The 23422-nt window shown below is 52.8% G+C and carries 25 protein-coding genes; 15 read left to right on the top strand and 10 right to left on the bottom strand.

Annotated features, from left to right (window positions below):
- Nucleotides 1-24 precede the first annotated feature (24 nt).
- Entirely contained in the window at nt 25-1326 is a 1302-nt protein-coding gene (locus tag AAGD24_RS07995) for a TolC family protein (protein ID WP_085681224.1), read from the bottom strand.
- Between the two features lie 290 nt (nt 1327-1616).
- Entirely contained in the window at nt 1617-2870 is a 1254-nt protein-coding gene (locus AAGD24_RS07990; RefSeq protein ID WP_273622979.1) for a DcaP family trimeric outer membrane transporter, read from the bottom strand.
- 332 nt (nt 2871-3202) lie between these two features.
- Here AAGD24_RS07990 and AAGD24_RS07985 point away from each other — a divergent pair, with 332 nt between their 5' ends.
- A complete protein-coding gene (locus AAGD24_RS07985; RefSeq protein ID WP_085681226.1) occupies nt 3203-3499 on the top strand; it encodes a hypothetical protein in 297 nt (98 codons plus the stop codon).
- Between the two features lie 185 nt (nt 3500-3684).
- A complete protein-coding gene (locus AAGD24_RS07980; protein WP_273622981.1) occupies nt 3685-4998 on the top strand; it encodes an ATP-binding protein in 1314 nt (437 codons plus the stop codon).
- A gap of 30 nt (nt 4999-5028) precedes the next feature.
- Here the strand turns inward: AAGD24_RS07980 and AAGD24_RS07975 are convergent, their stop codons facing one another.
- The 4 genes from AAGD24_RS07975 to AAGD24_RS07960 all read right to left on the bottom strand — a co-directional run bounded on the left by AAGD24_RS07975 (nt 5029) and on the right by AAGD24_RS07960 (nt 9778).
- Entirely contained in the window at nt 5029-6567 is a 1539-nt protein-coding gene (locus AAGD24_RS07975; RefSeq protein WP_273622982.1) for a hypothetical protein, read from the bottom strand.
- A 73-nt stretch (nt 6568-6640) separates the two neighbouring features.
- On the bottom strand, nt 6641-8047 hold the full coding sequence (locus AAGD24_RS07970; protein WP_085681232.1) for a hypothetical protein: 1407 nt from the start codon (nt 8045-8047) through the stop codon (nt 6641-6643).
- A gap of 248 nt (nt 8048-8295) precedes the next feature.
- The gene (locus AAGD24_RS07965; protein WP_273622983.1) at nt 8296-9285 is read right to left on the bottom strand and encodes a porin; all 990 of its coding nucleotides are present in this window, start codon (nt 9283-9285) and stop codon (nt 8296-8298) included.
- 145 nt (nt 9286-9430) lie between these two features.
- The gene (locus tag AAGD24_RS07960; RefSeq protein WP_273622984.1) at nt 9431-9778 is read right to left on the bottom strand and encodes a hypothetical protein; all 348 of its coding nucleotides are present in this window, start codon (nt 9776-9778) and stop codon (nt 9431-9433) included.
- A gap of 183 nt (nt 9779-9961) precedes the next feature.
- Here AAGD24_RS07960 and AAGD24_RS07955 point away from each other — a divergent pair, with 183 nt between their 5' ends.
- From AAGD24_RS07955 to AAGD24_RS07920, 8 genes are all read left to right on the top strand, one after another.
- On the top strand, nt 9962-10858 hold the full coding sequence (locus tag AAGD24_RS07955; protein WP_273622985.1) for a cation transporter: 897 nt from the start codon (nt 9962-9964) through the stop codon (nt 10856-10858).
- A 4-nt stretch (nt 10859-10862) separates the two neighbouring features.
- Nucleotides 10863-11399, top strand: a complete 537-nt coding sequence (lspA, locus tag AAGD24_RS07950; RefSeq protein WP_273622986.1) for a signal peptidase II — start codon at nt 10863-10865, stop codon at nt 11397-11399.
- A gap of 12 nt (nt 11400-11411) precedes the next feature.
- The gene (locus AAGD24_RS07945; RefSeq protein WP_228210855.1) at nt 11412-11762 is read left to right on the top strand and encodes a DUF3703 domain-containing protein; all 351 of its coding nucleotides are present in this window, start codon (nt 11412-11414) and stop codon (nt 11760-11762) included.
- Nucleotides 11763-11863: 101 nt separating this feature from the next.
- Nucleotides 11864-12778: a cation diffusion facilitator family transporter gene (locus AAGD24_RS07940; protein WP_085681243.1), complete on the top strand. Its 915-nt coding sequence runs from the start codon at nt 11864-11866 to the stop codon at nt 12776-12778.
- Nucleotides 12779-12792: 14 nt separating this feature from the next.
- Nucleotides 12793-13254, top strand: a complete 462-nt coding sequence (locus tag AAGD24_RS07935) for a hypothetical protein (RefSeq protein WP_151981748.1) — start codon at nt 12793-12795, stop codon at nt 13252-13254.
- 208 nt (nt 13255-13462) lie between these two features.
- Nucleotides 13463-14101 carry a thioredoxin domain-containing protein gene (locus AAGD24_RS07930; protein ID WP_273622988.1) on the top strand — a complete coding sequence of 213 codons (639 nt, stop codon included), beginning with the start codon at nt 13463-13465 and terminating at the stop codon, nt 14099-14101.
- A 19-nt stretch (nt 14102-14120) separates the two neighbouring features.
- Nucleotides 14121-14963 (top strand): cytochrome c oxidase assembly protein, encoded by an 843-nt coding sequence (locus AAGD24_RS07925; protein WP_151981752.1) that lies wholly within the window; start codon nt 14121-14123, stop codon nt 14961-14963.
- Nucleotides 14960-15583, top strand: coding sequence for an SCO family protein (locus AAGD24_RS07920; RefSeq protein ID WP_273622989.1), 624 nt, complete (start codon nt 14960-14962; stop codon nt 15581-15583). Before AAGD24_RS07925 ends, AAGD24_RS07920 begins: the two co-directional genes overlap by 4 nt.
- 65 nt (nt 15584-15648) lie before the next feature.
- Here AAGD24_RS07920 and AAGD24_RS07915 read toward each other — a convergent pair whose 3' ends face one another.
- Both AAGD24_RS07915 and AAGD24_RS07910 read right to left on the bottom strand, forming a co-directional pair.
- Nucleotides 15649-16953 carry an MFS transporter gene (locus tag AAGD24_RS07915; RefSeq protein WP_273622990.1) on the bottom strand — a complete coding sequence of 435 codons (1305 nt, stop codon included), beginning with the start codon at nt 16951-16953 and terminating at the stop codon, nt 15649-15651.
- Between the two features lie 112 nt (nt 16954-17065).
- The gene (locus tag AAGD24_RS07910; protein WP_126810364.1) at nt 17066-17344 is read right to left on the bottom strand and encodes a metal-sensing transcriptional repressor; all 279 of its coding nucleotides are present in this window, start codon (nt 17342-17344) and stop codon (nt 17066-17068) included.
- A gap of 80 nt (nt 17345-17424) precedes the next feature.
- Between AAGD24_RS07910 and AAGD24_RS07905 the strand changes: the two genes are divergently transcribed.
- From AAGD24_RS07905 to AAGD24_RS07890, 4 genes are all read left to right on the top strand, one after another.
- The gene (locus tag AAGD24_RS07905; RefSeq protein ID WP_126810365.1) at nt 17425-17796 is read left to right on the top strand and encodes a hypothetical protein; all 372 of its coding nucleotides are present in this window, start codon (nt 17425-17427) and stop codon (nt 17794-17796) included.
- Between the two features lie 48 nt (nt 17797-17844).
- A complete protein-coding gene (locus tag AAGD24_RS07900; RefSeq protein WP_206512133.1) occupies nt 17845-18579 on the top strand; it encodes a HupE/UreJ family protein in 735 nt (244 codons plus the stop codon).
- A 15-nt stretch (nt 18580-18594) separates the two neighbouring features.
- Complete coding sequence (locus tag AAGD24_RS07895) at nt 18595-19275, top strand: hypothetical protein (protein ID WP_273622992.1); 681 nt, start codon at nt 18595-18597, stop codon at nt 19273-19275.
- Nucleotides 19276-19450: 175 nt separating this feature from the next.
- Nucleotides 19451-20104 carry a hypothetical protein gene (locus AAGD24_RS07890; protein WP_273622993.1) on the top strand — a complete coding sequence of 218 codons (654 nt, stop codon included), beginning with the start codon at nt 19451-19453 and terminating at the stop codon, nt 20102-20104.
- A 5-nt stretch (nt 20105-20109) separates the two neighbouring features.
- On the opposite strand, the gene AAGD24_RS07885 is transcribed toward AAGD24_RS07890, so the two are convergent.
- Nucleotides 20110-20733: an L-threonylcarbamoyladenylate synthase gene (locus tag AAGD24_RS07885; protein WP_007151771.1), complete on the bottom strand. Its 624-nt coding sequence runs from the start codon at nt 20731-20733 to the stop codon at nt 20110-20112.
- Entirely contained in the window at nt 20730-21074 is a 345-nt protein-coding gene (locus AAGD24_RS07880; protein WP_075194523.1) for a BolA family transcriptional regulator, read from the bottom strand. The genes AAGD24_RS07885 and AAGD24_RS07880 overlap by 4 nt, the downstream gene beginning before the upstream one ends.
- Before the next feature lie 123 nt (nt 21075-21197).
- Between AAGD24_RS07880 and AAGD24_RS07875 the strand changes: the two genes are divergently transcribed.
- Entirely contained in the window at nt 21198-23363 is a 2166-nt protein-coding gene (locus AAGD24_RS07875) for a DNA topoisomerase III (RefSeq protein WP_273622996.1), read from the top strand.
- The last annotated feature ends 59 nt before the right edge of the window (nt 23364-23422 follow it).

Below are 23422 nucleotides of genomic sequence, written 5' to 3'. Positions count from 1 at the left end.
GTTCAACCATTAATTTTCTTGTCATCAGGAACCGGATGACATTGAAAGGGCACCGCCGGTGCTTACTTCCAACGCCCGGACGGCGTCGATATAGTCGTGTTGCACTTGGACGTATTCCTTCCTCACCGACAAAAGATTGTCCTGAGCGGACAGGACATCGGAAGCATCGACTTTTCCCGCTTGAAGAGCTTTCTGCATAAGTTGCAGCGTTTCCTCCGAACGCTCGAGAATCGACTCGTTCATCTGGCGCAATCTGCGTACGGCGGATTCGTACTGAGCTACAGCAGATACGACCTGGCGTTCAGTCGCCAAACGCAGCGCCTCGGCCTCAAGCTCGGAGATTTTCAACTGAGCCGAGGCCTTCCTTTTTTCACCGGAATAATCATGAAACACAGTCAGAGGCATCGACACACCCGCACCAAAAAGGTTGGATCTTTCCTCCCGTTCGTAGAACCCGAACACTTTCAGGTTCGGAATACTTAGACTCTTGGCCAGTTCCAGACCGGACTCATTTGCAGCAATTCTGGCTGCTGCCGCCTTCAGATCCCCTCTCTGGCGCTGAGCCATCGCGACAAGCCGATTAGTTGGTGGCAAGTTGGCACGAGCTACATTGAGCTCTCCCGCGACCCCTACCGCATCGGAGGGGGACACCCCAAGAACTTCCGTCAGGTCAATTTTTGACTGCCTAAGCTTCTGCGCCGCTTCGGCCTTTTGGTTCTTAGCTCTTGCCAAGCCAATGACGGCGGTATTGAGCTCAATCCGGGTCTGTTTGCCCCGCTCAACGGACACCTCGACCAGCTCTTTGGTTCGGTGCATCAGCTCAACGGTGCGGGTTGCCGTTTCCAGCTCTTTCTGTGCAAGCAGTATTTTGAAGTAGGCTGACCGCACTCGGGCCTTGGTCGCCACCTTCAGGTATTCAAGTTCCTGCTGTTGAGAAGTGAGAGTGCTCTGAGCACGCGACTGACCGAGATCGCCCCGATTGCCCATCCAGACTTCCTGAGTAACCCGAACCTCGTAATTCAGTGACTGATCCGCCTGATCTGGATTGTCGCGGCCACTCATCTCAAGCTCCGGGTTGCTGGGCGCCCAGCGGCTGGCATGATCGAGCTCAGCTTCCTGCATGGACACCGCAGCCCGCCTCAAAGCCAATATCGGGCTATTCTCAAATGCCATTACCATTGCCTCATTTAAAGAGACAGCCTGCCTGGCCTTGGCTTGCTGGTACTCCTTGAGTGAAACGCTCTCCCCGGCGGTGGCCGCCGCCGAAGGCATGACGTTCAAGACTCCGGGTACTATCAGCACCCACAACAACAGTCGTTTGTTCATTCAATATCATCCTGGCTATTTGACTGAGATACATGAATCAGCGTTTTCGCCGTAAATGCCAGGACGACCCTACAGACAGACCTTTAAATCAGTCTGAATTCGGCGCCATCAAACCTAAACTCGTACGGAGTTCAACGAAACTATGGCGGGGTATACGCCAAAAAGAGGTGAAAGAAAGAGACAAAAGAGGAGGGCATCGTCCAGCGCATCGGAGGGAGCGCAGATAAAAAACGACGGGCCTATTTCAGCCCGTCGTTGGGTCCAATTATGTGAAGCAACACTATGAACGATTAAAAATCGAACTGCGCAGCCAGTTGCAGGCGAGTGTTATCAGCAGATTCTCCATTGGCCAACTCTTTGTCTGCGAAGGAAAGCTCCAATCCCAGCGTTACCGGGTCAGCAACTTTGTAGAAGTTGCTGAAGTGAACGCTTTGCAGGGTTTCAAAGGAGTTCGGGAACAGATCTGCTGGCTGATCGCCCTCTACGCGCCCATAGGACAGACCAGAGGAGAACTTCGGCGTCCACTGCTGACTGATAGCAACGTTGGCACCGTATGCCTCAATGGTTTCAAGATCGCCGTTGGCGTCGATGTATGCTTCACCAATACCAGTGCGGCTAGCGCTGCTGTCATTATTGCTGAAGGAACTGTAGATGTAACGACCCACGCCGTCACCAAAGATCGCCCCTGCCATGACCGTGGTGGCGTCGGTCAGGTTTAGCCGACCAGCGATCAAAACGCCATAACCAAAGGCGTTATCGTCGCCCGTAGCAGCTGCAGAGTCAGTCTGAAGCGAACGTGCCAGACCGGCAACTTCAATGCCACCAGCACTGCCGGCCCACTTGTACTTGGCAGTCAGATCCGGCGCATTATCGCGGGAGCCGTCAAAACCCGTTGTTTCCGGATTCTCAGCAGAAACGGAAAAATTAGCACCGCCGCCAAGAGGCATGGTGTAGCGCAACTGTGCCTGACGAATAAAAGAAACACCTACTGGACCGTCGAAATCAACCGTGGACGGATAGGCGGTAAATTGCATGAAGTTACTCCAGGTTTGACCGGCGAGCAGGCCGTTCAGCTCACCATAGGCGTGACGAAGACGCAGCCCTCTGGAGTTGGAGAAAATTTCATTACCGCCACCACCGTAGAAGTCACCTTCAACGGTCGTTTTGACATCACCCACTTCTGTTGGCGTGGTTGTCTTAATGCGAACCCGTGATTGTCGAGCATGGGCTCGAAATGAAGGGTCGCTATCGCTATTAGCAGTATCAAGGCCTGCTACGAACAGGCTGTCACCCATGTCCTGATCAAAATCATAGATCATGTCCAGCTTGACATAGCCACCGATTGTTACAGTGGTGTTGGTGCCAGGCACCATCCAACCTTCCGACCCCTTACTTTCCGACATGTCATCCAATTGGCGCTGCAAATCATTAATCTGTGTCTGAAGTTCAGTTGCAGATTGCGCATGAACAGACGGGGCCAGCAGACCCGTAACCGCAAGCGCTAGTGTTGCTCTCATCGCTAACCTGAGTTTATTAGTTTGCATTGTAAATCAGTCTCCATGAGCTTTCGTTGTATGTCATCTGACCGGTATTTGGCCCTGAACAAACAGACAGCTAATGCGCTTCAGTTGTCGGCCACTACCGGTAAGTTGTTCATTGATCTCGCACTTTCCGCCAGAACAACGACTCGCCATTGATAGCAGATGAACTTGAAACGAAATTGAAAAAAAGCCCCCTTAATACCTTTGTATTAACGCCCCATCGCAACCGCTCTTCTAACTGAGCCCTTTTCATCATCTAATTTTATTTTTTCAAGCTGAGTTAAAGTTCATCTGTTTCCATCGGGATGCAGACCATTCAACTTAAAGGTGACTCTATGAGAAAACATCTCTTGCTCACATCTCTCGCATTAACCTTGACGGCAGGAAGTCTCCATGCCTCTGAGGCTAATAACGGTAGGCTGGCACAAAACATGCTCTCCGAAAGCGGCATTCAGGACATGAAGAGGCAGCATAGAGTAATGACACAGGCAGCCGCATCTGAAGTGGGCATGGAGGCTCGCCGGAAATTGATGCTATCGAATAAGGACGATATCTATCACGAGATGATCAAATCGGGAGGTATCAATCTCTCTGAATTGGACCAGTTTTCAAAAGATCAGTTTAGTCATTAGAACAAGTTTCGCACTAAGCGCCTGTGGATTTAAGAAGAAAATTCTTCCGATAAATGACGTTTCAAAACCAGTTGCATCGTGAATGGTCTCCACCATTCCGTCTTGCCGCACTACTTTTGTAGTGCGGCTTTTTTAGGCCTAGATTTAGTCGATAACAAATTCTAACCACCTGCTTGGCAGACAACATGCCCAGAAAACAACAACGCCCTTCAATAAAACGGAAACTGCTTACTTTCCTGACACTAACGGGTTTCGCGTGTACCGGGCTAATATTCTTCTCACACACCCTTTTAATCGACTATATCCATGACGAGCTTCACAGGCAGCAGCTAGAGGCTGCAGCTAACCGACTCTCAAAGATGTTAACAAATGATAAAGAAGAAATTACAAAATCCTCTCTCAGAAATTTTTCATTGTCTCAATATTCTGTTCACATCGAAGACAGTCAAGGTCGGAGTTTTACAAGCGAGAACATTAAACCGAAATTACAGGTGGTAGAATCGTTCAAAAAGCCTGGAATTTTTCACATATCGGATGATGATCGCTCAATCCTTGGCTACTACAAAATATTTAATAACAGACAAGATAAACTAAGCGTTACTATAATTGAAAAAAGCTCCTACTCACCAAACACGCTTGACAAAATTCACGTTCTTATATGGATAATATCTTTTGCAATTCTCGTTACGATATCAATGATCATATTTATTGGGGTAACTATCGCACTAAAACCCTTAAAAATGATGAGTTCCCAATTAACGTCGCTTAAAAAGGGTGAGCGTAATAGACTGGATGAGAACGTACCTGAAGAATTCAATGAACTTGTCAAACATCTTAATCGTCTATTAGAGTCGTACGACAAAAAACTTACCCGTTCACGCCACCTAGCCGCAGATATTTCTCATAGCTTAAAAACCCCCCTTGCCGTCATAAACTCCATGATCAATGACGAAGCCATTCCCACCACAATCGTGAGTCAAATTAAGTCTCAACTGTCTGAAATGCACGAGCTGATCGACACTCAAATGAGAAAAACCGAAATGTCCGGTCAGTACATTGGAAAGGCGACACCGATCATTGAGAGAACTCTGGCACTGGTGGACGTAGTCAGTCGAATCTATCCTTACAAACAGATCCATCTTCAAGAAACATTACCCAGAGAGCTTGTCTGGCCAATTGATGAGCGTGATTTTAATGAGATCTTGGGTAATGTGCTTGATAACGCAAGCAAATGGTGCTCTCAGGAAGTTCATCTACACTTGAAACTTCACGATGACACTTTGACCATTCTTGTTGAAGATGACGGCCCCGGAGTAGCGTCACACCAACTCGCCGATCTTACCAAGCGCCAGAAAAGACTGGACGAAAAAACCCCTGGCTATGGCCTTGGCCTATCAATCGTTGAGGAAATCATCAATGACTACGGTGGCGCCATGCATTTTTCTATATCACCCAAAGGTGGTCTTCGGGTTCTAATCGAGCTTCCCAGAAGCATTTGACGACTACAAGGGCAACTTATCCAGCTTTCGTCAGCGACCAGTAGGCATAGCAGCCCGATACACCAACGTCTCAACGTCAAAACTGTCACTTTGAACTGAGTTTTCATCCGGCGACATAAAGAATAACTCTGTATTGCCTGATACGGGGGACACCGGAGCCGACGTTAGAAGACTTGTTGACTGAGTTTTGGGAGATTTCCCGGATCTCAGCGTCAACCAATCAACTCGAGTATCATAAACACCTATCATATCTTCGGCTGCACTGGATTCCTGTGGAATCCCGATATTAACTGCGTCCCCACCGGAGCGTACGAGCAGGTTCGGCAAAAATAGTGTTTGCCTCGGACTAAACACCAACTCAGGCGACACGTCGTAAGTCATACTCGTGCCTGACACCCGTTTTCCAATCTCATAGTCCAGATGTGGGCCCTCAGTGCCAGCAGGGAAAAATGAAACCTTCCCTTGGGAGACGGTCACCATATTCAAAGGTCCCGGTTTGTTCTGAACAACGGCACCGATTACCCGAAACACCGGCGTGTATCGGCTTAACTTTTCATGATCGGCCTTATCAAGGTCAGGCCCGTTCGGTGAGATTAATATCTCATAAACCTCTGAACCAAACCCCTGCTCTGAGTAGAAAGACTGCCCGAGAATAGTTTCCCGGCGACCGTTAGCATCCAAATCCTGCAATCCCAAAATTAAGGGAATGAAACCGATGGCTTCGGCCTCCCCCTCGGCCAACTGGATCAAAGAACTTGAAACGCGACGGCCATTCCACTGATTTAAAATGAGGTAATATGAGTTCTCTGAAACGTACCAGTCCATTCGGATAACTTTCTCCCGACGGGGCACCTCAATGGACGCCAGGCTCTGAACAGCCCCGCTGGAATCAACAAGGAAAAAGCTGAGTTTGTTTCCATGCTCCGCCGCAAAATAGTAATCGCTGCCAGAACGAAACGCGGACAACGACTTTGCGTTGATGGGCAGTCTGGCAAATGGAGACGCTAAAACCTCCTCCTCAACTGAACCTACCCGACGTTCTTCAGCATCGGTCTGTACGATGCCGACCAACCAGGTGTTATTGTAGGTCGCAACGGCTTGACCTCTCCCGGTAACTTGAAAGCGCACCAATGGCACATCGTTTGACGCCTCTGGCTCGTCCCGCCACAAAAGATCAGGAAATCGGGCTTTCAACGCCGGCGTTACCGCCCTGGGGTCGCCGGCTCTGTCAGTAAACACTGCCGGGATACCGTAAAAGCGTTTCGATACAGCGCCAACGGAGGGCATCGTTCCAAACAGCACTTTCCCTACCGCCTGATCCTTTCCGATACTCTCGATACCGATGACTGCAAGGTTTTTCTCCGGGATGCCTGCATGATCAGGCTCCCGCAACACAACAAATAAATCACCTACCTCAACAGTGGCATCGTCGACTGTGAGGGAAAGCACTTTTTGATCACGATCTACCTGAGTGACCTTTGCCTTTGCTGGATGCTCACGCTCAACCGCCTGTACCGCACCAGCTAGTAGTAGCATCAGGAACACAAATACTGCAGAACGAGTCATCATAGGAAAAAGTCACTTAATGCGGATTCATTTCGTATAACAAAAGCGGGGTGGCGCTCCCACCACCCCGTTCTTGTTAGAACTTGTACCTTACCCGACCGGCAACATGAACAATGTCCTGATCGCTTTTGCCGTCCTGTAAGGCAGTTTCCTCCAGCGCATCCATGGCATCGCCTGATGCCAGGTATGCAGCTTCTGCCGACAGCTCAAGCGAAGGGTATGGGAAGTACGAGACCTTGGAGCCAAATTCCAGTCCGAGATCTTTTGAGGACGATCCATCGGCAAGTGCAATGTCCTCAGCCAAGCGGTTGTAGACAATCATTCCGCTGACCGTAATATTGGCCGCTACTTTATGATCGAGCTGTAGCTTGTTCATGAAATACCCTTTGTCGAGGATATAGGGCGTTTCGGCGAAGTAGTCATCGCTCGTCATGTTTTCCTGAAAAATCATACTGTCGCTGAAGTCGACATCCGTGGCGATGAAGGCGTCGAAGTCCCCGTCTTGCTCATTGCCATCGCCCGATGCGTAGAGCACGGTGTACGTCAGTTGGTTTGGTCCAAATTGCAGCCCGAGCTCGCCGCGTCCCAGAAAGGTCGAAAGGTCATAGTTCGTATTGGGATTCGTAGCACCATTCAATGGGACGAAATTTACACCTTCTATTGTTCCGCTTTGGCCAATCACCGTACCCTTCACGAACATGCGGCCTAGCGACGTCTCTTGACCATAATCCATCTCCACCCCAAAGCTGGAAACGGAATATTTGGAGTTATCAGCGATACTCTTCAGTTCATACTCCCTGCTATTTACCGTACCTACTCCCTCAGCAATTTGATCATTCATCTGATAGAGATAGAATAGGCCCGCGCTCAGGTTCGGTGAGTAACGCTTGTTCAGGTTGATCGCGAAGTTGTCCGCGCCATCCCAGCCTTCGTCCTGTTCTGAGTCGACGCCGCTCTCATTGGAAGAGTCACCTCGCCCCCATAACAACTGATAGTCAAATCCAGAGCCCAGTGAGCCTTTCCAAACAGCGGCTGTGGCGGTTTCAGTCCAGACATGTCGGTTCACTGACACTGGCTGCAAGCCCAGCGATACGCGCTGGTCTAGCGTGTTGGGCACCAAGAAATCCACATAAGCCCACCGTGTTTCGATGTTCACACCATCACCGGAATAGTCGCCACCCGACCCCTCACCGTAGCGGATGCCACCAATCTCCGTCGCGAATACACCGGTAACTTTCTTGTCGTCAGAAGTTGCCTTCGCCCAGAAGCGATATTTGACCTCGCCGAAGCTCTCGGTCGGCTCGTCATCTTTCAGCGTACCGCCACCTGAGTTACCACCAGAAAACCAGTCTCTTTGATTGGTGTAAGCCTGAAAGCGGTTATCCATATCACCGTGGAATTCAATCTCCGCTGCCGTCGCGGCCCAACTTCCCGACAGTGTTGTCATCCCTGCAATCGCAGTGGCCAGAATGTTGCGTTTCAATGTAATCCCCTCCAGTTTCTTTCTTGATTGTTTGTGATATCCGATTCGTACGGATCGTGGCGTAAATCTTAAAACCAGCTAGAACAACGGACTAAAGGTCAAAAAAAAGGCGGGAATGAAGCATTCCCGCCATTAAATAACCTTAGTTAACTCACAAGTAGGCTCTCACACGAACCTTAAATGAACTTGAAATCCGGAAAAGATTTCAGATACGTCGGTCTCCCTGTATTCAGCGATCACGCTCGACCCTACATGGAAAACTTATGCTCGAAGCCCACACCAAATGTGGAGTCCTCAGAGTCAGCCAAGTCCGCCTCCACCTGAGACACGTAAGCATAAACCTTACTCTTGCTAGCCAGTTTATAATCGAGCCCCAAGGCCACCAGGGTTAGCTCCTCGTTTGTTGTCTCGGCTTCTGTCAGTCCGTACTGCGCCTTGATCTTCCAACGCTCAAGGTTAACGGCACCGCCAACCAGATAAGACGTATCTTCTCCAGGGCCATCGCTTTCTTCTGCCAACTGGTAAACTGCGCCGATCTCGAAGTTGCTTAATCGGACCTTCCCTACGGTTCGCAGGATATTGAGACGACTATCGCCACTTGAATCGGCTTCCAGTGAATCTTCAATCTCAGAATCGTAGGCAATACTTCCGTAGAAATGGTCATTCTCAAACGTAAAAGAGCTGGAAACTGCATCCGCAGGTCCGTCGTTCTCTGCCCCAGCTGACTGCTCTTCACCCGGGATGACGGCAACACTAACGCCCACAGCATCAAACAGACGTGGAGAACTGTATTGAACAATGTTGCTGGTCCGATTTTCACCAGCCATGATATTTTTTATATCCGCCTGTAGGTCGTTGAACTGGTCAACCTTGCCCTGCGCTGACTTTAAAGGTGTGTCAAATTTTCCCGCAATCAGTGCACCGAGGTTCGCCTGCTTGAAGCCACCGTAAATATTACGCTGCGAGAAAGTCTGGCCATCCTTATCTCCATCATCAATCGATATTTCAAATTCTGCCTTGTAGATCGCCTCCAAGCCTTCGAGGTCGGTATTGAGCGCCCCTTTTACCCCCAGACGGGACGCATTACTCTGGAGCTTCCAGGTATCGCTATTACCGTCGTCCTGGTTTTCATACGAAACATTGGCTTTGCCGTACAGGATAGGACCTTCCGCCGCTAGTGCATTCATTGAAGTTACTGCAACCCCACCAAACACCAACATTGATAGACACTTTTTCATGGACACCTCTTCAGATTAGATAGATTCAAAATGACACTTGAAGTCTTTCAAATGCTGAGTAGATGGTGCTTTGCACTTATTGCAGAGTTGTTACATTTTTAAATTTTTTCTTTGTATTTCAACAATCTAAAACAAAAACCTTTTATTATACCCTTTGACACTGAATTGAACTTGAATATAAGCGGCTGTCTTCGTACATCGCGTCGTGGGCACGGAAGCGCTTTCCGTCTGACGCCAGGTCATTCACTAAATTCTTCTGTTCGCTCCCTGTGGTGGCCCCCGCTAAACCGGACACCACCTTGTTAATTTGATGCCAGCTCTGCCCGGTATTCCCCGGGCGATCTAATTGTTCCGCCCGTTCACGCCCTTTTTCCAGCGACCGGCCTGCCAAGACAATGTTGCCGTCGATCCGTTGCCCCAAGAGCGTTGCAATAGCCGCCCCTGCAGCTCCGTAGCTACCAAGGATAAGTACGCTCTTGTTGCTCTGTCTCATCGTTGCTCAAGCTCCTTTTGATGTACTCCAGTTCAACCCGTTAGTTACTACAGGGTTGAACCGCAAGTCGTCGAATCGCCGTGGGTTCACCAGTGTCGTCAAAAACTAACAACTTAACGTTGACCCTGTAGTGACTACAGGGTTTTAAATAACGGAACTTGTGTGAGAACCGGAGCCGCGAAAATGAGCAAACCCTGCGATGGACAGTGCGGCAGCGAAGATTCTGTCGTAAACAATGAGCTTCAGAGACCCGTCACCGCCGAAACAGACAGCCAGCTCAGCACCTACAGCGTGCCAAAAATGGATTGCCCCTCAGAAGAGCGAATGATTCGAATGGCGCTCACGGGTTTTGACAACATTCAGTCACTCTCATTCGACCTATCGAATCGAAAGCTGGAAATTATCCATCAAGGCGAAGTCGAACCTATTACCAGCAAACTGGAAACCCTGGATCTGGGCGCTTCCTTGCAGAAGACAGAAGACGCCAGCCCTGAGTCCGTCAGGGCGGCTGAATCGTCTCATGCCAACGAGACTGAGGAATCCGGCACTTTATGGATACTGCTGGCAATCAACGGCCTGATGTTTCTGGTCGAGATGACGATGGGCCTGATCGCGCAGTCTGCTGGCCTAATTGCAGACTCGCTAGACATGCTTGCCGACGCTGCCGTCTACGGTCTTGCTCTTTACGCCGTTGGGCACGGCATCAAAATGCAGGTCAGAGCTGCGCATGTGGCTGGCATTCTCCAGCTTATCCTTGCCGTCGGTGTACTGGTTGAGGTTGGCAGGCGTTTTCTGTTCGGCAGTGATCCCCAGTCGTCAATGATGATGACCATCGCCTCTCTTGCTCTCGTTGCCAACATCAGCTGCCTTCTTCTGATCGCAAAACACCGTGAAGGCGGTGCTCACATGAAAGCCAGCTGGATCTTTTCGGCCAATGATGTGGTTATCAATCTGGGAGTTATCCTTGCGGGGCTTCTTGTTGCCTGGACCGGATCAAACTATCCGGATCTGGTTATTGGCGGCGTTGTGGGAGGCATTGTATTCATTGGTGCCAAGCGCATCCTTGCACTAAAAGGATAATTCGATGTCTGAACACCGTGCTAGTTTTTCTACGTTTATCTTTCTCGGCTTTTCCACACTGGTAGCGCTGGCCGACCAGCTTATTAAATGGCTCGTCCAGCAATCCATGGCTTACGGGCAATCGGTTGAGATCACTCCTTTCTTTAATTGGGTGCACGTATGGAATAAAGGCGCTGCCTTTAGTCTCTTCGCCGATGGCGGGGGCTGGCAGCGATATTTTTTTATTGCGATAGCCGTTGTCGTCTCGGCTGTTCTGGTCAAATTGATTCGGGACAGCCATAAGCGAACAGAAGCCCTGGCCTATGCGATGGTACTTGGCGGTGCATTCGGAAATGTCATCGACCGAGTTTTCCGAGGCTACGTTGTCGATTACCTGGATTTTCATTGGCAATCCTGGCACTGGCCGGCGTTCAATCTTGCCGACGTCTTCATAGTCCTGGGCGTGATCATGATTTCGGCCACTAGCTTTAGAACCCAAAAAAGTCCCGACGAACAAGTGGAAGACTCGCGCTCAAAAATGGGCAACTACGGAAGGGAGTAGGAGGAGGAATCAATGCACAGTGAATTGAAACGCTTCTTTCGTGCGGAACTTCAGGCTGCCCACGAGGCAGAAAAACGGGGCGATATCCAGTCTGCCTTCACCCATCTTGAACGCGCCCATATCCTCAGCCAGAAATACGCTCTGGCGCACGCCGCAACTCATATACGGATGCTCAAACTGGGTTGGCGGACGAGAGATGCTCGCGAAGTCGTTGGGCAGTTTACTCGAGCGATCGCTGCCTTACTCTTCTCCCGCATCTGGGTTCCGGCTGGGAACACAGGGCGCGCAAACGTCAGCGCATTCGCGCCCATGCCGTTACCTGAGGATTTAGCACGCGTACTAAAGGAAACCCACGAACGGTAGGTTTTCTCCCCAAGCAAGAGAAAAACCGACCGCAAATATTTGACCCTGTAGCTACTACAGGGCTCATAACTGTGTACAAATCCTTGTTGATAGAGGCAGACATGCACGACCACAGTCACGACCATAGCCATCATTTCGACACTCATAACCGCTCATTTGCGATTGCGGTCATACTCAATACGCTGTTTGTCGTCATCGAAGCGGTGTATGGGATTATTTCCGGCTCTCTGGCGCTGCTGGCCGACGCTGGCCACAACCTCAGCGATGTGATGGGTCTGATTCTGGCCTGGGTGGCGAGTTGGCTCGCCAGTAAAGCCGCAACATACGGCAAAACCTATGGTCTGAAGAAAACCACCATCCTGGCGGCACTTTTCAACGCCTTGATTCTGATCGCCGCTGTTGGTGGCATCACCTGGGAAGCTATTCAGCGCCTGACGGAGCCTGCTGATGTCGCTGGCTTGACGGTGGTGATCGTGGCTGGCATTGGTGTGCTGATCAACGGCGCCACCATGATGCTTTTCCTCAAAGGGCAAAAAGGCGACATCAATATCCGCGGCGCCTTTCTACATATGGCCGCAGATACTGCAGTGTCAGTGGGCGTGGTAATCTCCGGTACGGTACTGATGTTCACCAACCTGGCCTGGATTGACCCCATCGTCAGCCTCATTATTGCCGTTGTGATCTTTATGGGCACCTGGCAGTTGCTGAAAGATTCCGTAAAACTGGCCGTCGATGCTGTTCCCAAGGGCATTGATCCTTCGGCCGTCCACGAACGCCTGGAGAATTTACCTGGTGTTCAATCGGCCCATCACCTTCACATCTGGGCACTGAGTACCACTGAAAATGCACTAACCGTTCACTTGGTGAAACCGGACCCCGAGAGTGACGACCGGATCATCAGCGAGGCCGCTGACATGCTGAACGAGCACTTTGGCATCCAGCATACAACCATCCAATGGGAGCGCGGTGATGATCAATGCCCGAACACTGCCCATTGCGGGGCGCAGACTCACTGACAAGGAATGTGAGCGTGAGGTTAAGACTAACAACAACCTTTCCAGCGCCGGCTGATCATGTCTGGGCGTTAGTCAGAAAAAGCAGTACCCTGCTGTTTGTTTGCAGGGGGCTTCTGGGCTTTAGAAGAGCCGAGGATTTTCCGCAACAATGGCGAAATGGCGACACAGAGGTTGCACGCTTACTGTTCTTTGGCTGCATTCCTGCGTGGAAGCATTCACTGACGTTTGAAAGGATCGACGACGACGCGCGAATTCTTTCCACCAGAGAAGGCGGAGGGCTGGTCCCCGTCTGGGACCACATCATTCGAGTTACACCTAACGGAAATCAGGCCTGCACCTATCTGGACGAGGTAGAAATCAAAGCGGGCGTTCTCACGTTCGTGATGTGGTTATACGCTCAGACTTTCTATCGGTATCGCCAGCTTCGTTGGCGAACCTTACTGCGAAAAGTTCCCCAAAATGCAACATCGAATTGATTATTGAATCACCAAGACAGAAGAAACCCATGCGAGACAAAGTTAAACGACATCAGGCCTTGGCGGCGGCCGTCGTGACGATTATCGTGCAGTCCCTAGTGTAACTTATTGAAATGATGCTTTATCTAAGGTAGGTCCCCAATCGGCTACTACCGAATACCGGAAAACCTGACACTCGTTAAACCCATCTAAAATAGGAAGATCTTACGTGCGTACCCGAACCCTGGTCACAAGCCTCGTTCTTTTTTGTCTGGTTGTCTTCGCTGGTGCTTTTGTTATTTACGATCGCTCTCAGGGCACTAATGAGCCCGCTGTTGTTGAAAAAACGCCACTGGTGAGGGATTACTCTCCCGTTATTGGCCCTGAGGACGCGCCGGTAACCATTGTCGAGTTCTTCGACCCATCCTGCGAAGGCTGTCGCGCCATGTACCCTTATGTGAAACAGATTATGGCGGCATACCCGGACAAAGTGCGCCTGGTATTGCGCTACGTGCTATTTCACAAAGGCTCGGAAGAGGCCGTCAGAATTCTGGAAACCGCCCGCGAACAGGGGATCTACGAGCCGGTGCTTGACGCTGTCATGGAAGCCCAGCCCCAGTGGAATGACGATCCCGATGTCACCGCAGCATGGGATGCGGCGGAGTCAGCCGGGCTGGATGTAGAAGCCGCTCGGGCCAGTATGACCTCGCCTGAAATAAACGGCATTATTCAACAGGATGCTGCGGACGTTAAAGCGGTTAAAATTTCCGGAACTCCAACATTCTACGTCAACGGAGACTCCTTGAGCCGGCTGGGGCCTCAAGAACTGTACGACCTGGTGACATCCAAGGTAGAGTCACTGGAATAACAACAAAACCGGCAACGCTATGTCACTGCTTGACTACCTTCTACCCTACGATTTCTCGCCGCTGACCGTGCTGAGCTACATGCTCGTGATGGGGTTCTATGGCATCGGTCTGCTTCGGATGCCGGATCAGGATCGGCCTGGCGCGCTGCGGATTTTTGCTTTCACCCTGGGGGTGCTGATCTGTTATGCGGTGATGCAGACCCGCTTCGATTACTACGCGCAATACATGTTCTTCGTCCATCGGGGCCAGCATCTGATCCTTCATCACATCGGGCCTATCCTGATCGCGCTTTCCAATCCCTTGCCGGTCATGCGGTTCTGGTTTGAAAAAATCAGCCCGGGCTGGAAGCGCACGCTCCGGCCTTTGGGTTGGGTTTATCAGGTCCTGCAACAACCCTTCATCGCCCTATTCCTGTTTGTCGGGCTCATTTATTTCTGGCTGTGGCCATCAATCCATTTCGACGCCATGCTCAGCCGGGACCTGTACTGGGTCATGAACTGGAGCATGTTACTGGATGGCCTGCTGTTCTGGTGGTTGATCTTCGACCCGCGACCGCCTGCGATCACCTCATCGCTGGGGTATGGCAGACGCATGTTGGTTCTGGCTGCCGCAGGTGTGCTTCAGATGTTTCTTGGAGCGTGGATCGTGTTCTCACGTGACATGGTCTACGACGTTTACGAAGTCTGTGGCAGGGCCTGGCCGCTGGACCCGGAAGTCGACCAGCTTCTGGGCGGCATGCTGACCTATATCCCTCCGGCCATGATGAGCATCCTTGGCATTCTTCTGATGCTCCGGCGAGCCATGCATCAGGACGGAAAATATACCAATCAATCCAAACAACTTGAGGAAACAGCGTCATGAGAACTCGCTTCTGGCGACAGCGCAACAAAATCATATCGGCGACCTTAACGCTGATAGCATCCCTATTGCTGACTGGTTGCCTTGGCAATGACGCGGAAGACTGGAACGGTAAAAACATCAGTGGCTTGATGCCTGAGCTGGAATTCGACCTGATCAATAGCCGGGGCGAGTCGGTATCTGGCGATGATTACAGTGGCCGCGTGAGAATGCTGTTTTTCGGGTTCACCTCGTGCCCCGATGTTTGCCCGACCGCCCTGCAAAAACTCAATCAGGCAACCAGTGGCCTGGACCCCGAGCTTCAGGATGAAGTACTCACTTTGTTCGTGAGTGTCGATCCGAAACGTGACACGCCTGAGCGTCTCGCAAAATACGTGGATTTCTTCGGCGACAATATTGTAGGACTCACTGGAAAAGAACCCCAGCTTCGTGAACTGGCAAAACGATATAGAACAACCTTCGGTTATGACGAACCTGCCGCTGATGGAAATTATGCGGTGTCACACAGCAGCGCGATTTATGTATTTGATCGCGAAGGTAACCCCCGCCTCTTAATGCGGCCCGATCTGAGTAGAGAAGAAATTCGGCATGACCTCGTTGCTCTTATTCAGGAGGATTCCTGAATCGAGTTGGAGTTGATCTTAGGGCACATTTCCATCAGCTTGACGCCTAAAGGCGACGAAGTCATTTAACCCGGCCACCGCGGATGCAGTTCATCAATCACATACCGGTGGGAATGCTCCGCTCCCGATTCCGTTCTGTGCGGGTGGTCGCGTGGCAGGTCATGATGGCTATGGGCAATCACCAATGGATCATCGGCGGGCCACAGTCGGCTGGCTGCAATCAGGAAGACAAGCCCCAGAACCGCCAACACAATCAGCGTTGGCTGAATGCCGGCAGATGAGCCAAGCCATCCCGCCAGCGGATAGGCGACCAGCCAGCCGGCGTGAGACAGCGAAAACTGGGCGGCAAACAGTGCTGGGCGGTCTTCGCCATGAGAAGACTGGGTGAGCAAACGACCTATGGGTGTCTGAACCGCTGAGAATCCGACACCAAGCAGCGCCCAGACTGGCATCAGCTTGTAGAGGCTGTCGGCAAACCACGCCGCGCCCAAACCGCCGAGCAACACCCAAGCCCCTGCCAGCATCACCGGACGGTCCTTCCAGCGTTTGAGCAGCGCGGGCAACGCCAGTGCCGCCAGCATGGAACCCGCGCCGAATGCCGCAAAAGCCATAGCCGTGTGCTGATCGGTCAGGCCAAAACCACCTTGCACGATCACTACGGTGTTCACGATCACCATGGAGCCGGCCATGCTGACCACCACATTCAGCGCGATCAGCCCCCGAAGGCGCGGTGTGGCCATAAAAATACGAAACCCACGGCGGGCACGCTCGTGAATACTCCGGCGCTTCTCCGGTGCAGAGCCAGAAGGCAGAGCCACCGATACGACGAGCAACGCGGATGCGATGAAGCCAACCACCGTGCCGGAAAACAGCCCTTGCCAACTGGTGACCAACAACAGCATGCCGGCCAGAGCCGGGCTGATCAGGTTTTCAAGATCGTAGGCCAGACGGGAAAGGGACAGCGCCCGCGTATAGTCGTCCTCGTTGGGTAAGGTGTCCGGGATGGTGGACTGGAACGTCGGCGTAAAGGCCGCAGATGCAGATTGCAGCACGGCGATCAGTACATACACCTCCCAGACTTCCGTCACAAAAGGCAAGGCAAGTGCAACGGCAGCCCGCACCAGATCCAGCGATACCAGCATCAACCGTCGGGGCACACTCTCGGCAAGCGCCGAGGCCAGCGGTGCAATCAGCACATAGGCAACCATTTTGATGGCCATCGCCGTGCCAAGTACCTGCCCCGCTTTATCTCCAGCCAGATCGAACGCCAATAGACTCAAGGCCACGGTTGCCAGCCCTGTGCCGAGCAAGGCGACCACCTGGGCCAAAAACAGATGACGATAGGTTTGGTGTTTCAGGATTCCAATCACGGGTCACCCACCGCTTACAAAAACCGCATTCAGAACCAGTGTCAGTCGCTGGTACATGTAAAGATTGAACCGCTACGGTGTGACTGAATCCGGGAATTGGTTACTGACAGGATCACAGATACCGGGCAATGGCCTTAAATTCGTCCACTCGGCGTTGCTGATCCGGTGCCAGAGGTCCGATGGCATCATCGAGGCAGTGCTCTATATGATCCTGAACCAACACTCGCTTGGCCTGTTGAATGGCCTTTTCCACGGCGTGAAGCTGTTGGGCCAGTTCCAGGCAGGGTTTTCCCTGATCAATCATACCAATCACGCTTTCAAGATGGCCGTTAGCCCTCTTCAGGCGTTTGATAATATTCGGGTGAGATTGATGCGTGTGATTATTTACCATGTTTAATTCCTATCCCCCATGGGGGGATGTTATCCTCTATCTCCCTTGAAATCCAACCACAGATTCGACGCATTAGATTGATGATTTCGGCCATCCACCAGAGAAAACTGCTTCCGACGCTCGTCATGCTGTTTGCATTGGCGGGTCTGTCACTGTCGGTGATTGGCGAGTCATTCTCTCACGGTGTGGCTGAGCTGGCTGGCGATTGGGAATCACTGCATGACGGCCACCCAGGCAATGGACACACCCACGATTTTGACGAAGAGCCAGAGGCGGCGTCACTTCATCATGATGCTGGCAATCATACCCACGAGACCGTAGATCAGCTCAGGGTTCCGTTTGTTTCCCAAAGCCTGACCGTTCTCCGGCAGCCCGTGCCCTTTGCCGGAGGTTCTCCCCGCAGTTTGCGCTATCGGCTTGAACGCCCTCCAAAAGCTCTCCTTTCCGCTTGATTCTTGCCGCTTGCGCGGCCCGAAAAAACACATTCGATTGGAGTCTTTATGTTGTCAAACTTGCCTGGCCGATGCCGTGGTGTGTCCTCAATGGGCACAGGCAATCGTCTACTCTGGATATTTCTGACTTTGGGCTTGCTGGGCCTGAGTACCGATGTACTCGCCCATGCCGTCGCCCAGGGCGACAAGGGGTACATCCAGGAAATTACCGGGATAAACCTTATTTCGTTCATCTATCTGGGGGCCAAACACATGGTCACCGGCTATGACCACCTGCTGTTCCTGCTGGGTGTCATTTTCTTCCTCTACCAGATGAAGCACATCGCGATCTACGTGAGCCTGTTTGCCCTGGGGCATTCCACCACAATGCTGCTGGGGGTGTACTTCAACGTGGGCATCAACAGCTACATCATTGATGCGATTATCGGTCTGTCCATCGTCTACAAGGCACTGGACAACATCGGTGCCTATCAGCGGTGGTTTGGCTTCCAGCCCAACACCAAGGCCGCCACGTTGATTTTCGGGTTCTTCCATGGCTTTGGTCTGTCCACCAAGATCATCGAATACGACATCTCACAGGACGGCCTGATTCCGAACCTCCTTGCCTTCAATGTGGGCGTGGAAATCGGACAGTTAATCGCCCTGGCCATGATCCTGATTGCCATCAGCTTCTGGCGAAAAACCGACGGCTTTTTCCGCCATGCCTACACCGCCAACGTGGCCATGATGAGTGCAGGTTTTCTGCTCTTTGGCTATCAGCTCACCGGTTACTTTGTCGCCTGATTCTGGAGATTTTTTATGTACAACACCGATATACCCAACCGTGAAGAACTGCCCAGCACTGCCAAACTGGTTCGATCCACCATCATTGCCGCTATTGTGGCGCTGTTTCTGCTGGTAACCGTGGTCATGCCCGCTGAATACGCCCTGGACCCAACCGGCGCAGGTCGCCTTTTGGGCCTGACTGAAATGGGCGAGATCAAGGAGCAGCTTGCTGAAGAAGCAGCTGCTGACGAGGCTGCCCAGATGGTTGCTGTGCAGCCTTCAGCGGAACAAAAAGCAGCAGAAACTACCAAACCTGTTCAGGAAACAGCATCGGCTCCCGAGCCTGAGCTCGCGCCTGCCGAGAAAGAGCCTGCATCAGAACCGACACCTGCAGAGTCGCAGTGGCAGGATGAAGTGCGCGTGGTTCTCACGCCGGGAGAAGGCACTGAGTTCAAACTCACCATGGAAGAAGGTGCGACAGCCCGATTTTCCTGGGTTTCTGAAGGCGGCCCAATCAATTTCGACACTCACGGTGACGGCGGTGGCCAATCCATCTCTTACAAAAAAGGCCGGGGCGTTCCGGAAGATGAAGGCGAACTTGTGGCTGCATTCACCGGCAACCATGGCTGGTTTTTCCGAAACAGGAACGACAACAACATCACCCTCGTGCTGAGAACGAGTGGAGATTATGGCGAGTTGCGAAAAGCGTTATAAATCCGGGTGATCTTACCAAGGGAGGGCCGGTCTCGCGGCCGCCCCTCCTGCCAACTATTCAGGGTATTAAGAAGTGCACTGCAGTAAGTCGCGATGGCCCGCTTTATGCTTACACCTCCCCTAGACACCAAAACCGTCAACATTTTCTCATTGGCCATGGGAGGGAACCAACGCCATGTCGCTACTCACATCGCTGATCAAAGCCAGCACCCAGTTCCAGCAGGCCATGGAAAAGAAACAGCCGGCGGCGCCAGGCAATGCGCCGGCAAAGCCCGCTGCTCCGGAGGCACCGGGCTCCGCAACCGATGACCGGTTCACCCTGTCGGAACGGGCGAGCTTCGATACCGGCCGCCCCAAGTCCACCCGATTGCAGATGGCGGAATACAAACAAACCGTCGGGCAGGACCTTGCCTATATGCGAGAAACGCTGCGGCATAAACTTGCCGAATACAAACTCAACCCGGCAACCAGTGTGGAAGTTTCGAAGAACGACGAAGGCAAGATCAGCGTTGGTGGTGGCATCCCAGAGGAAAGCCGTAGCCGTATCGAACAGGACCTGAACAACAGCAAGCCGTTCGGGGAGGCATTCAGCCGGCTCAGCGCCAGCGAGCCCACCCTGCATTTTGTGGACAACGCGCTCAAACTGAACAAGGCATACGGCGTGAACAATTCACTGCTGGACACCCTGGTCAGCGATAACCAACAATTCAACGGCCTGCAGGACCTGGCGCACCGCTACGACAGCCTGCGCAGAACCATTAATACCGATCAGGCGACCAACTACGCAGACCGCAAAAATTTCGCCCTGAGCCTCAACACCCGGGCCTGATTCCGCTAAATCCGGAAGGGCTCTGGGTCCCCTTTACCGACGCGAGTCACCTCCGGTGCATCCCCAGTCATGTTCACCACGGTGGTCGCCTCCAGGCCGCAAAAACCACCATCGATGATCAGATCCAGCTCGTGTTCCAGAGTTTCCCGGATGTCATAAGGGTCGGTCATCGGGTCCTCGTCACCCGGCAATATCAGAGTACTGCTCATGATGGGTTCGCCCAGTTCCGCCAGCAGCGCCTGCACAATCGCGTTGTCTGGCACCCGCATGCCAATGGTTTTACGCTTGGGGTGTAACAGACGGCGTGGTACTTCACTGGTGGCGTCCAGAATGAATGTGTAAGCCCCCGGCGTGAAGTTCTTGAGCAGCCGATACTGGGTGTTGTCGACCTTCGCGAACACACCGATATCCGACAAGTCCCGGCACATCAGGGTGAAGTTGTGCTTGTCATCCAGGCGGCGAATGCGCTTTATCCGGTCCGCTGCCTGCTTGTCACCGAGGTGGCAGCCAATGGCGTAGGCGGAATCCGTCGGATATACAATAACGCCTCCCTTGCGGAGAATATCCACGGCCTGGTTGATCAGTCGTTTCTGGGGCGTTTCCGGGTGAATCTGGAAGAACTGGCTCACTGGCCACCTCCGGATGCAAAGGCCGGATCGTTCTTGGAGCCGCCCATGCAATTGGGAGAATCAGGCGCAGCCTGGCCGGAACTCTCCCACTCCTGTGGTGAATACACATGCAGCGCCAGGGCGTGGACGCCACCGGCCATTTCGTCCGCCAGTATTTTGTAGATGGCTTGGTGCCGCTTGACCTTACCCTGCCCCTCGAACTCTGAAGACACCAGAGTCACCTTGAAATGGGTTTCAGAGTTCGGCGGCACGTTATGTTTGTGGCTCTCGTTTTCAACCATGAGGTGTTGGCTGTCGAAAGCGCTTGTCAGCTTTTGCTCAATGGCTTGTTGTGTGGACATAAACAGGCCTGCTCCTGATTGAATGTGTTATGGAACAGTCTACTACACCAAACGCTGTGTTACCTTGACAGGATACAGACAAAGCGCCATCTTCCATCCCCACCCGAAAACTGCTTCCGACTTATGCGCCTGTACATTGCTGAAAAACCAAGCCTGGGCCGGGCAATTGCTGCTGCCCTCCCCGCTCCCCATCAGAAGGGGAACGGATGGATTCGTTGCGGCGAAGGAAGCAACGCCAGCACCGTTAGCTGGTGTATCGGCCATCTATTGGAACCGGCGGAACCCGGCCAGTACGACCCGCGCTGGAAAAAATGGCGACAGGAAGATTTACCCCTGTTTCCCGGGCGTTGGGAGGTGATGCCTAAAGACAGCGTACGCCAGCAGCTCAAGGTATTGGAGTCTCTGGTCCGCAGGGCGGAGACCATTGTCCATGCCGGCGATCCGGACCGGGAAGGCCAACTGCTGGTGGACGAAGTCATCCGCTACACCGGTGCCACCTGTCCGGTGCAGAGAATCCTGATCAACGACCTGACTCCGGCGGCCGTGGCAAAGGCCATCCAGGCTCCCAAGGACAATCGTGAGTTTCGCCGCCTGTCCCATTCCGCCCTCGCCCGCCAGCGGGCGGACTGGCTCTACGGCATTAATCTTACTCGTTTCTATACCCTGTCCTACCAGCAGCAGGGCCAGCAGGGCGTATATTCCGTCGGCCGTGTACAAACCCCGGTGCTGGGATTGGTGGTGGAGCGGGACAACACCATTGAGAACTTCCAGCCGAAACCTTTTTTCCGCGTTCAGGCGACGTGCCACGCGATAGATGAGGAATCGGACCAGCAATCGTTTACGGCACGCTGGCAGCCCTCGGAAGCCTACCGGGAATACCTGGACGAAGAAGACCGTTTGTTGGACAGCGATGTCGCCAGACAGATCGCCGAGGCCGTAGAAGGACGGCCCGGCAAAGTTACGGAATCCCGTTTCCGCGACAGGAACGAAACGCCGCCTCTCCCATTCTCACTCTCAGCCTTGCAGATCGAGGCGGGGCGACTGTTCCGCATGGGCGCGAAAGACGTGCTGGACACCGCACAAAACCTGTACGAACGCCACCAGTTGATTACCTATCCCCGTTCGGACTGCCGTTATCTGCCGGAAGGTCATTTTGACCAGCGTCAGAGTGTGGTGCAGGCCATTGGCAATGTCGCCGGCGAACTGGCGACAGCCTGCGAGGCAACGGACCTCAACCGCCGCACCGAAGCCTGGAACGACAAGAAGGTGGATGCCCACCACGCTATCATCCCGACGGCCAGAAAGGCGCCCAATGGACGTCTGAGCGAAGCTGAGAGAAACATTTACGAACTGATCAGCCGGTATTACCTGATGCAGTTCAGCGCCGACGCCATTCACCGGGATGGCAAATTAACTGTCGGGATTGGCGAACACGCGTTCAGGGCAACGGAAACCGCGGTTCTTCAGCCGGGCTGGAAAACCCTGGAGATTCGCCAGCGGGAAAGCCGACAGGAGGCCGCCAAAGCGCCCCTCCCTCGCCTGGAGAAAGGTGACCCCATACTCTGTGACTCGATGGACATCGCCGAGCGCAAAACCCAGCCACCCCAATATTTCACCGACGCGACGCTGCTGTCAGCGATGACCAATATCGCTCGCTTTGTCAGCGATCCAGAACTTCGGAAAACCCTGCGTGAGACCGATGGGCTGGGCACTGAGGCCACGCGGGCGGCGATCATTGATACCCTGTTCCGGCGCGACTATCTATACCGGGACAAGCGCCACATCCGGTCAACGCCGAAGGGAAAAGCGTTGATTGATTCATTGCCGGAATCCGTCAGCAAGCCGGATATGACGGCCATCTGGGAAGCCACCCTGGAAAGTATTCGCCGCGGCGAGGGCAATCCCAAGCAGTTTATTGCAGACCTGAAAGAACAGATACGCGGGTTCATCAATACCCCAGAGCAGGAAGCCAAGACTGCCCCACCAAGCGAGGGGCAGCCGCACTGCCCCAAGTGCCGCGCTCCCATGCGCCAGCGCGAGGGCAAGTTTGGTGCCTTCCATGCCTGCACCCGCTTTCCTGACTGCAAAGGCACACGGCCCATTGAGGACCAGTCTCCGGCGGATGGCACGGGAGAGAAACCCATTCCCTGCCCGCACTGTTTTTCGCCCCTGGTGCGCAGACAAGGCAAAAAAGGCTGGTTCTGGGGCTGCAGTAATTTCCCCGGCTGCCGACAAACACTGGATGACGACAACGGAAAGCCTGCGATCCGTTTACGCAACACTACATAACGACACTGAAGCGAAATTGCGGATTTGTAATAATATGAAGCTGAATTCAATACCCATTC

This window comes from Marinobacter sp. M5B, from assembly GCF_042604615.1.
Classification (GTDB): Bacteria; Pseudomonadota; Gammaproteobacteria; order Pseudomonadales; family Oleiphilaceae; genus Marinobacter; species Marinobacter salarius.
The sequence above is the reverse complement of the archived record's forward strand: the minus strand, read 5'-3'. Positions and strand labels throughout refer to the sequence as shown.